10 protein-coding genes and 3 tRNA genes are annotated in these 13,019 nt (G+C 29.5%); 10 read left to right on the top strand and 3 right to left on the bottom strand.

Going from position 1 to position 13,019, the window contains the following annotated elements; all coding sequences use genetic code 11:
* The first annotated feature begins 3 nt into the window (after positions 1-3).
* The 7 genes from ACIJYI_RS03640 to ACIJYI_RS03610 all read left to right on the top strand — a co-directional run bounded on the left by ACIJYI_RS03640 (position 4) and on the right by ACIJYI_RS03610 (position 6,523).
* The gene (locus ACIJYI_RS03640; protein ID WP_435114732.1) at positions 4-1,410 is read left to right on the top strand and encodes a TrkH family potassium uptake protein; all 1,407 of its coding nucleotides are present in this window, start codon (positions 4-6) and stop codon (positions 1,408-1,410) included.
* A 33-nt stretch (positions 1,411-1,443) separates the two neighbouring features.
* A tRNA-Arg gene (locus tag ACIJYI_RS03635) sits at positions 1,444-1,520 on the top strand.
* A 168-nt stretch (positions 1,521-1,688) separates the two neighbouring features.
* Positions 1,689-2,729, top strand: a complete 1,041-nt coding sequence (locus ACIJYI_RS03630; protein ID WP_435114731.1) for an amino acid ABC transporter substrate-binding protein — start codon at positions 1,689-1,691, stop codon at positions 2,727-2,729.
* Between the two features lie 66 nt (positions 2,730-2,795).
* Positions 2,796-3,941, top strand: a complete 1,146-nt coding sequence (locus tag ACIJYI_RS03625) for an amino acid ABC transporter permease (RefSeq protein WP_435114730.1) — start codon at positions 2,796-2,798, stop codon at positions 3,939-3,941.
* Positions 3,942-3,943: 2 nt separating this feature from the next.
* On the top strand, positions 3,944-5,215 hold the full coding sequence (locus ACIJYI_RS03620) for an amino acid ABC transporter permease (protein WP_435114729.1): 1,272 nt from the start codon (positions 3,944-3,946) through the stop codon (positions 5,213-5,215).
* Positions 5,216-5,219: 4 nt separating this feature from the next.
* Complete coding sequence (locus ACIJYI_RS03615) at positions 5,220-5,954, top strand: amino acid ABC transporter ATP-binding protein (protein WP_435114728.1); 735 nt, start codon at positions 5,220-5,222, stop codon at positions 5,952-5,954.
* Between the two features lie 197 nt (positions 5,955-6,151).
* Complete coding sequence (locus tag ACIJYI_RS03610) at positions 6,152-6,523, top strand: helix-turn-helix domain-containing protein (protein ID WP_435114727.1); 372 nt, start codon at positions 6,152-6,154, stop codon at positions 6,521-6,523.
* Positions 6,524-6,616: 93 nt separating this feature from the next.
* On the opposite strand, the gene ACIJYI_RS03605 is transcribed toward ACIJYI_RS03610, so the two are convergent.
* A tRNA-Asn gene (locus ACIJYI_RS03605) sits at positions 6,617-6,692 on the bottom strand.
* Between the two features lie 50 nt (positions 6,693-6,742).
* A tRNA-Cys gene (locus ACIJYI_RS03600) sits at positions 6,743-6,816 on the bottom strand.
* Positions 6,817-6,940: 124 nt separating this feature from the next.
* Between ACIJYI_RS03600 and ACIJYI_RS03595 the strand changes: the two genes are divergently transcribed.
* The 3 genes from ACIJYI_RS03595 to ACIJYI_RS03585 are packed head-to-tail and all read left to right on the top strand — an operon-like array spanning position 6,941 to position 12,491.
* A complete protein-coding gene (locus ACIJYI_RS03595) occupies positions 6,941-9,568 on the top strand; it encodes a valine--tRNA ligase (RefSeq protein WP_435114726.1) in 2,628 nt (875 codons plus the stop codon).
* Positions 9,568-11,286 (top strand): dihydroxy-acid dehydratase, encoded by a 1,719-nt coding sequence (ilvD, locus tag ACIJYI_RS03590; protein ID WP_435114725.1) that lies wholly within the window; start codon positions 9,568-9,570, stop codon positions 11,284-11,286. Before ACIJYI_RS03595 ends, ilvD begins: the two co-directional genes overlap by 1 nt.
* The gene (locus ACIJYI_RS03585; RefSeq protein ID WP_435114724.1) at positions 11,286-12,491 is read left to right on the top strand and encodes a sugar phosphate nucleotidyltransferase; all 1,206 of its coding nucleotides are present in this window, start codon (positions 11,286-11,288) and stop codon (positions 12,489-12,491) included. The genes ilvD and ACIJYI_RS03585 overlap by 1 nt, the downstream gene beginning before the upstream one ends.
* A gap of 2 nt (positions 12,492-12,493) precedes the next feature.
* Here ACIJYI_RS03585 and ACIJYI_RS03580 read toward each other — a convergent pair whose 3' ends face one another.
* Positions 12,494-13,012, bottom strand: coding sequence for a hypothetical protein (locus ACIJYI_RS03580; RefSeq protein ID WP_435114723.1), 519 nt, complete (start codon positions 13,010-13,012; stop codon positions 12,494-12,496).
* Positions 13,013-13,019: the final 7 nt, after the last annotated feature.

Raw genomic sequence — 13,019 nt, 5'->3', positions numbered from 1 at the left:
TAAATGTCTCTATTCAGAGTTAAATACCTTAGTTTTTTTCTTGGATTGATATCTATTTTTTCTTTTTTTAATATAATTTACTCATATTATTTTAATTTATATTTAAATCTTAATACATATTATTTTAGTTTAATTATATCATCTATATTAGCTTTAGTTTTTTATAATATTCAATCAGATGATAAGAAACCATCAATTTATGAAAAAATTCTTACTGTTTTTTTTGGTTATTTTTTATTACCATTAATCTTATCGATACCATTTTACTTTAGTATATATAATTTAACTTTTTTTAATTCATTATTCGAGTCAGTATCTGGTTTTACTTCAACAGGTTTTACTATTTTTGAAAATATAAAACATATAGATCCTGGATTAATTTTATGGAGATCATCGATTCAATGGTTAGGTGGTTTGTACTTTTTATTTTCAATTGTTTTTTTGATTGATATTTATGATGAAAGTTTAAAGAAATCACTGACAAATTTTTTATCTTTTAATAGCTCAGAAGTTTTAAAACAAACTATAAAGATTTTTTTTCTTTATTCTGGAATAACAATTTCTATTTTTTTAATTTTAAATATTTTTGGATTAAGATCATTTAATTCTCTCAATTTAGCAATGACCATTATTTCCTCAGGTGGATTTTTACCTGTAAATGAACTTTCATCAATTTTAGTTAATGACACACAAATAATTATTTTTTCCTTTTTAATGCTTTTCTCATTTTTTAGTATTTTCTTTGTGTATAATTTAATTTTTTTAAGAAACAAAAATCTTAATTTTTTTTATGAAGATATTCATTTATTTTTATATCTAATAACTGCTGTAACAATTTTTTTTATTTTTTTTAGTTTTGACAATAATTTCATTTATAGTTTTTTATCATTAGTTAGCAGTATATCTAATATAGGAATTTCTCTTGAGTTAGATCAATCAAATTTAAATTTTATCTATTTAATATTAGTAATAATTGGTGGATCTTTTTTTTCTACAAGCTCAGGTTTAAGATTTTTAAAAATTTATTCTTTAACTAAATATTCTTTAAATCAAATTTTATCTTTTAGTAAACCAAAAAATATTTTTATGAATAAATTAATATTTACAAAGATTAATTTTGATTTTAATGAAATAAATAAATATTTCTTAACTATTTTAATTTTTATAATTTCATTGTTTGTATTATCTTCATTATTAACTTTAAGTGGAATTAGTTTTGAAAACTCTTTTAAACTTTCTATCCTAACTATAATGAATACAGTTAATTCAGCTGCATATGGCTTAAATGATTTTAATTTTCAAAATTTGCAATTTTTTACTAAATTTCATCTTATGTTATTTATGATTATTGGAAGAGTTGAGCTTTTATCAATATTATTGATTGCAAAAAAATTTCTTTTTAAATACTGATATAGTATATATATGTATCAATAATTAAAAATTGCGCCCTTAGCTCAGCTGGATAGAGCATCGGTTTTCTAAACCGAGGGTCGCACGTTCGAGTCGTGCAGGGCGCACCATCAATATATATCCCCTTTACTTTTACCCACACAACATATAGTCATGTGGCATCTATTTAGATCATATTTTCTTTGATCAACTTTAGATAATGATAAAAGAATAGTCTAATTCAAATTTTATTTTTTGAATTATTTGTTAACAAATAAAAATAACTAAAAGGAAGAATAATGTTTAAATACTTGAAACAATTAACTTCATTAGTTGCTATGGTTGCAGTGTTGTTTACTTTTACAACAGAAACTATGGCTGCTAAAAAATCAAAGACACTTAAAAACACTCAAAAAAAGGGTTTTGTAAGATGTGGAGTATCTCAAGGTCTACCAGGATTTTCTAATGCTGACGCTGCAGGAAATTGGACTGGTGTTGACGTTGACGTATGTAGAGCAGTAGCTGCTGCGGTACTAGGTGATGCAAGCAAAGTTAAGTTTACACCATTAAGTGCTAAAGAGAGATTTACAGCTTTAACTTCTGGTGAGATTGATATCTTGTCTAGAAACACAACTTGGACTCTTTCTAGAGATGCTGACATTGGACTAACTTTCGTTGGAGTAAACTTCTACGATGGTCAAGGTTTCATGGTTAGAAAAAACTCTGGAATTACTTCAACAAGCCAATTCAAAGATGGAATCTCAGCTTGTACTAACATTGGTACAACAACTGAGCTTAACATGAGAGACTTCTTTAACTCTAAAGGAATTTCTTACACTCCAGTTGCTTTTGAAAAAGCTGATGAAGTTGTAGCTGCTTATGATGCTGGTAGATGTGATACTTACACTACTGACAAATCAGGTCTTGCTGCACAAAGAACTAAAATGTCAAACCCTGATGATCACATCGTATTACCTGAAACTATCTCAAAAGAGCCATTAGGCCCTGTTGTTAGACAAGGTGATGCAGTATGGGAAGATATCGTAAGATGGTCTTTAAATACTATGATCGAAGCTGAGGAGTACGGTGTTACTTCTGCTAATGCTGACATGATGAAAACTTCAGAAAACCCGCAAATCAAAAGATTAGTTGGTGCTGAAGGTGAAATGGGTGCTGCATTCGGTTTAGATAACGAGTGGAACTTGAGAATTATCAAACAAGTTGGAAACTATGGTGAAAGTTATAAGAGAAATATAGCTGACACTGGTATCTTACCAGACAGAGGTCCAAACGAATTATGGACTAAAGGTGGTATTTTATACGTTCCACCATCAAGATAATTAAAAGTAATAAATTGATAAAAAGGGCTAGATTTATCTAGCCCTTTTTTTATAGTATCTGTCTAAATGAAATTTAAAAAAATCTTACCTCAATTTTTAACTCTATTATTCATAGTTTTAATCTTTGGTTTCTTTACAATGAATGCTCAAGAGAACATGGATACTCGAGGTATCGAGTTTGGTTTTGGTTTTTTATCAAAAGAAGCTTCATTTGATATTCAATTTTCGTTAATTGATTATGATGGCTCCATGTCATATGGACGTGCTTATGTAGTTGGACTTTTAAACACATTATTAGTTTCATTCATCGGTATTATTTTAAGTACTCTATTAGGTGCTGTGATTGGTGTTGCTAGATTATCACCTAACTACCTTATTAATAAAACAGCCAGTTTTTATGTTGAGTTTTTTAGAAATATACCTTTATTGTTGCAGATCTTTTTTTGGTATTTTGCAGCATTAAGAGCTTTACCAATGCCAGAAGATGCACCCTTGATATTTGGATCTTCTTTTATGACTATCAAAGGACTATACACACCTGCTCCAATTTGGAACAATTTTGATATATTTATGATTACCTTGATTATTGCAATGTTTGTTATTTATTTTTTTAATAAATTTGCAAAAAGAAAACAAGAAGAAGAGGGAAAACAGTATCCTAAATTTTTAATTTCACTTGGAATTTTTGTTATACTACCAGCATTAACTTTTATAATAGGTGGTGTTGAACTTTCTTGGAGTTTTCCAGAATTGAAACAACTAGCTCAAACTTCTTTCACGTATGAAGGCGGCATGGGAATACCACCTGAACTTATAGCACTAACATTAGCGTTAACTCTTTATACAGCAACTTTTATTGCTGAAAACGTAAGAGCTGGTATTCAGGGCGTAGGTAAAGGTCAAAAAGAGGCTGCTGCATCAATTGGTTTAACACCTGGTCAAGTTTTGAAATTAGTAATTTTACCTCAGGCTTTAAGAATTATTATTCCACCCACTACAAACCAATATTTAAACTTAACAAAAAATTCATCTTTAGCTGCAGCTATTGCTTACCCAGATTTAGTATTAGTTTTTGCTGGCACAGCTATGATGCAAACAGGTAGAGCTATTGAAATTGTAGGAATTACAATGGCCACTTATTTAACAATCAGTTTAGTAATTTCACTATTTATGAACTGGTATAATAAAAGAATTGCGATACAGGAAAAATAATAATGAGTAATATAAATTTTTTAAAACCCAATAGAGAAAATTTAAATTTATTTTTAATTTTTGGTTCTTTATTTTTTGTACTAGGGTTAATTGATTTTTGTCTAAACAATTTTTATGAGACTAATATCACTGGATTTTTGCCTGGTTTTGTGAGTTTTTTTACTCCTCTAATTTTTGGAATGATTGGATTACATTTAATAAGAATAGAATTTTCTGGAATCAAAATCCTGGACGAGCTTAACAAAAATATTAATACTAGTAATTTTAACGCAGCTTTAAGTATAAGTATAATCATATTAATAATTTTTAGTGTTGCACCATTACTTAATTGGTTTGTTCTAGATGCAACATTTGTTGGTGAGAATAAAGAAGCTTGTACAGGAGGTGGTGCATGTTGGGTTTATATTAAAACATGGTTTAATAGATTTATGTATGGAATGTATCCTAATGCTGAACAATGGAGAGTTAATGCAACATTTATTATTGTTTTAGGGTTAATGGGAGCTGGATATTTTTTTCCATTAAAATTTAAAAAATATTTAACATTTTATTATGTAATCTTTTTACCAATAGTATCTTTTCTTTTAATTTACTATTTAATTTCAGGTGGTGAATTTGGTCTAGAATGGGTAGAAACTGGTGCTTGGGGAGGACTTTCTTTAACATTCATTGTTTCATTCTTTTCTCTTATTTTCTGCTTTCCAATAGGTATGATGCTGGCACTTGGTAGAAGATCTGATTTAACTGTTGTTAAGTATTCGTCGCTTTCATTTATTGAGTTTTGGAGAGGTGTACCATTAATCACAGTATTATTTATGTCTGCAGTGATGTTTCCTATGTTTTTACCTGATGGAACATATGTTGATAAATTAATTAGAGTTATTGTTGCTATAACTTTATTTGAAGCTGCTTATACAGCTGAAGTAATTAGAGGTGGTTTACAAGCTCTACCAAGAGGCCAGTATGATGCAGCTAAATCTTTGGGTATGGGTTATTGGAGACTTCACCTGCTCGTTATTTTACCACAAGCACTTAAATTAGTAATACCAGGAATTGCTAATACTTTTTTAGCTTTGGTAAAAGATACTCCATTAATCTTTGTAGTAGGTTTGTTGGAGTTAGTTGGAATGTTAAATTTAGCAAAAACAAATCCTAAATGGCTTGGTTTTTCAATGGAAGGTTATGTCTTTGCTGGAATTATATTCTGGATTATTTGCTACAGTATGAGTAAATATAGTCAAAAATTAGAATTAAAATTTAAAACAGATAGATAAAATTATGTCAGATTCAATTATTCAAATACAAAATGTAAATAAATGGTATGGAGATTTTCAAGTACTTAAAGATATCAATCTTCAAGTTAAAGCAAAAGAAAAAATTGTTGTTTGTGGACCATCTGGATCTGGTAAGTCAACATTGATCAGATGTATAAATAGATTAGAAGAACATCAAGAAGGAAATATAATTGTTGATGGTACTGAAATTTCAGAAGACACTAAAAATATCGAACAAGTAAGAGCAGAAGTTGGTATGGTGTTCCAACAATTTAACTTATTTCCACATTTATCTATCTTAGATAACTGCACCTTAGCACCGATTTGGGTGAAAAAAATGCCAAAAAAAGCAGCTGAAGAATTAGCACTTAAACATTTGGAAAGAGTTCAAATTTTAGATCAAGCTCAAAAATTCCCAGGCCAACTATCAGGAGGTCAACAGCAAAGAGTTGCAATTGCAAGAGCTTTATGTATGGAACCTAAAATAATGTTGTTTGATGAGCCAACATCAGCATTAGATCCAGAAATGATTAAAGAAGTTCTTGATGTAATGGTAGATTTAGCAAAACAAGGAATGACAATGATAGTAGTTACTCACGAAATGGGATTTGCTAAAGAAGTTGCAGATTGTATGATTTTTATGGACGAAGGAAAGATAGTAGAAAAAGCTGATACAAAAGAATTTTTTGCTAACCCTAAGAGTGACAGAACTAAGCTTTTTTTGAGCCAAATTTTATAATTATTTATTATATTAAGTAAACTACAGACTTTAAGTCAAGTAATTATATGTGAATTATATTAGTTTATTAGACATCTTAAGCTTGACAGCTTCTTCATTATTTAAATTTTCTTATTAAAATAAATAAATTTTTCTATTGCATGATCCTTAATTAATTTGTTCAATGTATTTTTAAAATTTAATTAAGAGGGGTCTTAATGGAAGAAAATTTCAACAAACATTTAGGCAATAAGCTTAAACTTAGAAGATTGGCTTTAGGTCTAACTCAAACTAAAGTTGCAAAAGCAATTAATGTTACATTTCAGCAAATTCAAAAATATGAAAAAGGTACGAATGGAGTAAGTTCGATTAGATTACTTCAACTATCAAATTATCTAAAAGTTCCGATCAACTATTTTTTTGAAGATTTCTCTGAGTATCTAATTAACTTAGAAAAATCTCAAGAAGGCCACATGAATGTAAATTATAATTTTTTAACAAAATTATATTCAGAACTTAGTGCTGATCAGAAATTAAAATTTAATAAATCTTTACAAATTTCAGGAACAATTATTTCCAAAGCAGTTTAATTTTAATTTAATTAAAGACCCCCACAACAAATAATCAAAATTCATTTGTTTTGAACTCAACTTTTAGAATTTTTAATATATTAGGTAAATTTTTGGCTCCTCGGGCAGGACTCGAACCTGCGACCAATTGATTAACAGTCAACTGCTCTACCAACTGAGCTACCGAGGAATATAAAAAACTCAACTTACTTTTTTTTTGAACTAAAACAAGATTTTTTTTGGAGGCAACGCCCGGAATCGAACCGGGATACAAGGATTTGCAATCCTCTGCGTAACCATTCCGCCACGTTGCCATCTTGTTTTGACTAATAGCTTCAAATGCCTTTTTATATTAAATATTTCTCATTAGTCTATTAAATAACGATCTAAATTGATTATTGTTAATTTAGATTAATAAATTATAAACTTTATACATTCATGAGTAACGATAAATATATACATTCTGATGTCGAGGATAAGATTTACTCATATTGGGAAAAAAATGGTCTTTTTAAACCAAAAGAAAATTCAAAAAAATTCTCAATAGTAATCCCACCACCAAATGTAACAGGCAGTCTTCATATGGGACATGCCTTAAATAATTCTATTCAAGATTTATTAGTCCGTTATCATAGAATGAATAATTATGAAACTTTATGGCAACCGGGTACAGATCACGCAGGTATTGCCACCCAAGCTTTAGTTGAAAGAAAACTTACTGCTGAAAAAATTGATAAAAATGAAATCGGTAGAGACAAATTTATTGAAAAAGTTTGGGAATGGAAAGAGCAATATGGTGACATCATTATTAATCAATTAAAAAAACTTGGATGTTCTTGTGATTGGTCGCGAAATGCTTTTACAATGGATGAAAACCTTTCAAAATCGGTAATAAAAGTATTCGTTGATCTCTATAATAAAGATTTAATCTACAAAGATAAAAAACTAGTAAATTGGGATACTGTTTTAAAAACTGCAATTTCTGATCTCGAAGTTGATCAAAGAGAAGTAAATTCAAAAATTTACTATATTCAATACCCCATTGATGGAACTGATGATTTTATAACAATAGCAACAACAAGACCTGAAACAATGTTAGGTGACACTGCAATTGCAGTTAATCCAAAAGATGATCGTTTTAAATCCTTTGTTGGTAAAAAAGTTACAATACCAATTGTTGGAAGAAAGATTAATATTATAGAAGATGAATATGCGGATCCAGAACAAGGTACTGGTGCATTAAAAATTACACCAGCACATGATTTTAATGACTACGATATCGGACAAAGAAACAATCTTGAAATTATTAATATATTTACTGAAGCTGGTAAAATTAACGAAAATGCACCTAAAGAATATATTGGACTAGACAGATTTGAAGCAAGAAAGAAAATTTTAAAAGAACTAAAGGAGAAAGATTTTTTTGTTAAAGAAGAAAACATAAAAAATAAGGTTCCATATGGTGACAGATCTAATTCTATAATTGAACCTTTCTTAACAGAACAATGGTTTGCTGATGCAGAAAAACTATCTGTTAAAGCAAAAGAAGTTGTTAATTCTAAAAAGACTAATTTCTTTCCTGAAAATTGGTCGAAGACTTATTTTCAATGGATGAATAATATAGAACCTTGGTGTATATCAAGACAACTTTGGTGGGGCCATCAAATACCTGCATGGTATGGTCCTGATAAAAAAATCTTTGTAGCTAACAACGAAGAAGAGGCAAAAAAGTTAGCGAATAAACACTATGGTAAAGATGAAGAATTAATTCGTGATCCTGATGTCTTGGACACATGGTTTTCATCTGGTCTTTGGCCATTTGCAACATTGGGTTGGCCAGATAATAAAGATTATGTTGAAAAATTTTATCCAACTTCTGTTTTAGTTACCGGTTTTGACATTATATTCTTCTGGGTTGCTAGAATGATTATGTTTGGAACTGAATTTTTAAATAAAGAACCATTTAAAGATATCTATGTTCACGCGTTAGTTAGAGATGAGAAAGGTCAAAAAATGTCTAAATCAAAAGGGAATGTTATTGATCCTTTAGATTTAATTGAAAAATATAGTGCTGATGCATTAAGATTTACTCTACTCTCAATGGCCTCTCCCGGTACTGATGTAAAACTTTCCGAAGATAGAGTTAAAGGATATAGAAATTTCTTAAATAAACTTTGGAATGCTAATAACTTTTTAATCACAAATGAATGTGATTTCTCTGATATCGATAAAGTTCCTAATTTATCAGTTAATATTAATAAATGGATTTATGCAGAATTAATCGAAGCAAAATCAAAAATTGAGAAAAACTTAGAAGACTATAGATTTGATGAGGCTGCAAAAAATGCTTATCAATTTGCATGGCACTCTTATTGTGACTGGTATTTAGAATTATCTAAAACAATACTATTCTCTAATAATGAGGAGACTAAAAGTGAGGTCAAAAAAGTTTCTAGTTATGTATTCAAGCAAATCTTAATTTTATTACATCCTTTCATTCCATTTGTTACTGAAGAAATCTGGCTTAAAAATAAATTTGATAATTCAAGCAAAGATTTTTTAATGCTTGCTAATTGGCCAACAGGTAAAATCAATAAAGACTCTAATACTGAGCAAGTAGAAAATATCATTAGTATAATATCTGAAATTAGATCTTTTAAAAATGAGCTTAATGTTGGACCTGGTTCATTTATAGATATGTCCATAAATGATATTAACGATAAGCAGAAAAAGTTTATTAATGATAACAAAATTATCCTTAAAAAGTTAGGAAGAATAAACAATATTATTAATGATGACTTGGATAAACCAGCAGCAACTATGGTTGTTTCAGGTGATTTATTTAAGATTTATTTTGATAAAGATGTTGATTTAAAACTTATTAAGGAAAATTTAACTAGCAAACAAAATAGAATTCAGGAAGAAATGAACAAGATATCACAAAGGTTAGAAAACAAAAGTTTTGTAGATAGAGCACCAAAAGAGATTGTTGAACAGGAAAAAACTAATTATAATAATTTAAAGAACGACATTGATAAAATATTAGTAACTATAAAAGGTATATAATGGCAAAATTTAATAAAAAGAAACTTCCAAGCAGACATACATCATTAGGAGCGGATAGAGCTCCTCACAGGTCTTTTTATTATGCAATGGGTGAAACAGAGAAAGATGTAGCAAAACCTTTTGTAGGTGTTGTTTCAACTTGGAATGAAGCTGCTCCTTGTAATATTGCGCTTATGAGACAAGCTCAATCAGTTAAAAAAGGTGTCAGAGCTAATGGCGGTACACCAAGGGAATTTTGTACAATTACTGTTACCGATGGAATTGCAATGGGTCATGAAGGGATGAAAGCTTCTTTGATATCTAGAGAGGTAATAGCAGACTCAGCTGAACTTACAGTTAGAGGACATTGTTATGATGCATTAGTTGGTATTGCTGGATGTGATAAGTCTTTACCAGCATTAATGATGTCGATGGTTAGATTAAATGTACCAAGTGTATTTATTTATGGAGGATCAATTCTTCCAGGAAGATATAAAGGAAAAGATGTAACGGTTGTTGATGTATTTGAAGCTGTAGGAAAACATTCCTCAGGTCAAATGTCAGCAGCTGAACTTAGAAAATTAGAGCTAGTCGCATGTCCTAGTGCTGGTGCTTGTGGTGGTCAATTTACAGCAAATACGATGGCATGCGTATCAGAGGCTATTGGTTTAGCACTTCCATATTCTGCAGGAACACCTGCTCCATATGAAGAAAGAGATAAGTATGCAAAAGAAAGTGGAAAAACAGTAATGAGTCTTTTGGCAAAAAAAATTAAACCTAGAGATATTGTTACAAAAAAAGCTTTAGAAAATGCTGCTACTATAGTTGCTGCAACAGGCGGATCTACTAATGCTGCATTACATTTACCTGCAATTGCTAATGAAGCTGGAATAAAATTTGATTTAATGGATGTTGCAAAAATTTTTAAAAAAACCCCTTATCTTGCCGATTTAAAACCTGGTGGAAAATATGTAGCAAAAGATATGTGGTTAGCAGGTGGTGTACCAATGTTATTAAAGACACTTTATGAAGGAGGTTTTATTCATGGTGATTGTATGACTGTTACTGGAAAAACAATGAAAGAAAATTTAAAAAATATTAAATTTAATCCTAAACAAAAAGTTCTAAGAAAATATGATAATCCATTATCTCCAGATGGTGGAGTTGTTGGTTTAAAAGGAAATTTAGCTCCTGATGGAGGTATTGTTAAAATTGCTGGACTTAAGAAATTACAATTTTCTGGCAAAGCAAGATGCTTTGATAATGAGGAGGCAGCTATGGATGCTGTACAAAAACGTAAATATAAAGAAGGCGATGTAATTATAATCCGTTACGAAGGACCTGTAGGAGGTCCTGGTATGAGAGAGATGTTATCTACAACTGGAGCAATTTATGGTCAGGGAATGGGTGAGAAAGTTGCTCTTATAACAGACGGAAGATTCTCTGGAGCTACAAGAGGCTTTTGCGTGGGTCATGTTGGCCCTGAGGCGGCCCTAGGAGGCCCTATAGCTTTATTACGTAATGGAGATGTTATTGATATAGATGCAAAAAAGGGCACTATTAATGTAAGACTTTCTAAAAAAGAATTAGCTTCAAGAAAAAGAAAATGGAAACCTAGAAAATCAGATTTTGGGTCAGGTACACTTTGGAAATACGCGCAAACAGTAGGCCCAGCCTATTTAGGTGCACCAACACATCCTGGTAAGAAAAAAGAAGTTAAGGATTATTCAGAAATTTAATGAAAATTCGTCCAGTCATTTTATGTGGTGGAGCTGGAACTCGACTTTGGCCCAATTCAAAAAATCATCAAGCAAAACAGTTTATTGATTTTGGTAATTGGACTTTATTAGGCAAAACTTTAGAAAGAACCAAAGCTTCAATTTATGATTCACCAATTATAAGCACTAATAAAAAATATCTAAAACAAGTTAAACAACATCTTAAAAAGAATAAGATTAAAAAATACAAAATTGTTTTAGAACCTGCAAAAAGAAATACAGCACCAGCTATCTTAAGCACAGCTCTAATTAAAGATATTCCTCATGATCAACCGTTAATGTTTTTTACAGCTGATCATTTGATTGAAAAGATGAGTATATTTAACAAAGCAATTAAAAAAAATAAATCAAATTTAACTGATCAAAATATCTTTATTTTTGGAATAAAACCAACATCTCCATCAAGTGAATACGGATATTTTGTAACTAAAAAAATCAAAGGAAACATCAATAAAGTAACTAAATTTATTGAAAAACCAAAAGAAGCAAAAGCTAAAAAGGTTATAAAACAAAAAGGTTATTGGAATTCAGGAATGTTTTTCCTTAGAAAAGATTCAATAATAAATAACTTTGAAAAACACCAGCCAATTATTTATAAAAATTGTGTTAATTCTGTTAAAAAAGCAAAACTTAAAGATAACACTTATTATTTAAATAAAGTGTCATTCATTAAAGCAACTGCTAAATCTTTTGATTATGCAATCTTAGAAAAATCTAAACAAATTAATGCTGTTAAATTAGATATTCCATGGTCTGATCTTGGAAGTTGGAAAGAAATCTTAAAAATGTACGAAAGAAATAAGAACAAATATATTAAGAAAAAGAATGTTTTTTTTCGTCCATGGGGCAGGTATACAAATTTATTTGAAGGAAAAAATTTTTTAATTAAAGAATTATTCGTAAAACCTAAAGGTATTTTAAGTTTACAGAAGCATCATCATAGAGCTGAACATTGGCTAGTTACCAAAGGTAATCCCAAAATAGAATTGAACAAAGATAGTTTTGTAAAAAAACCAAATGATCACATCTTTATACCACTAGAGGCGATTCATAGAATTCAAAATCCTGGAAAAAAACCAGTCAAAATATTCGAAGCTCAAGTTGGATCAATTCTTAAAGAGACAGATATAGTTAGATTTGAAGATGTTTATGGCAGGGTTAAATAAATTTACCTTTGAGCTGAAATCTTTATTGGCAAATCTTTCGTTACATCAAATCTTTCTTTTTTAGTCACATCATCAATTTGTTCTAATTTTTTTTTTAAGCACCACTCTTCATACAATCTACAAAATGTGTAAATTGCATTATATCTATCAATCATTATCACAGTATTTAATTCACTTTTTATTAAAAATTTAACATCATACAATTCTTTAATGTTAACCTTGCTCAATATTTCTCTAGAGTCTGGGTTATAATAACCAGATTTATCTTCACAAGGTGTTTCTAAAATTTCATTAATATATTCTTGAAAAATTTTTCCCTGAATAAACTTTTCATCATAAGTATTTGAATTTATGGTTTCATATATTAATCTTCTCAATGGAGGTTGTTTTAGTTCAATCCATAAGTTTAGAAGCTCAAAATATATTAATTCATACAATCTAATTTGAATTGGTTTACCTCTAACAATCTTTGACCATTCTATAAATCTTCTAATTTCAATATCTTTTCTAATATTTTTCATTTTATTA

It is taken from the genome of Candidatus Pelagibacter bacterium nBUS_36 (genome assembly GCF_051201215.1).
Taxonomy (GTDB): Bacteria; Pseudomonadota; Alphaproteobacteria; order Pelagibacterales; family Pelagibacteraceae; genus Pelagibacter.
Note: the sequence above shows the minus strand (reverse complement) of the source record. Positions and strands in the feature narration are given on the sequence as shown.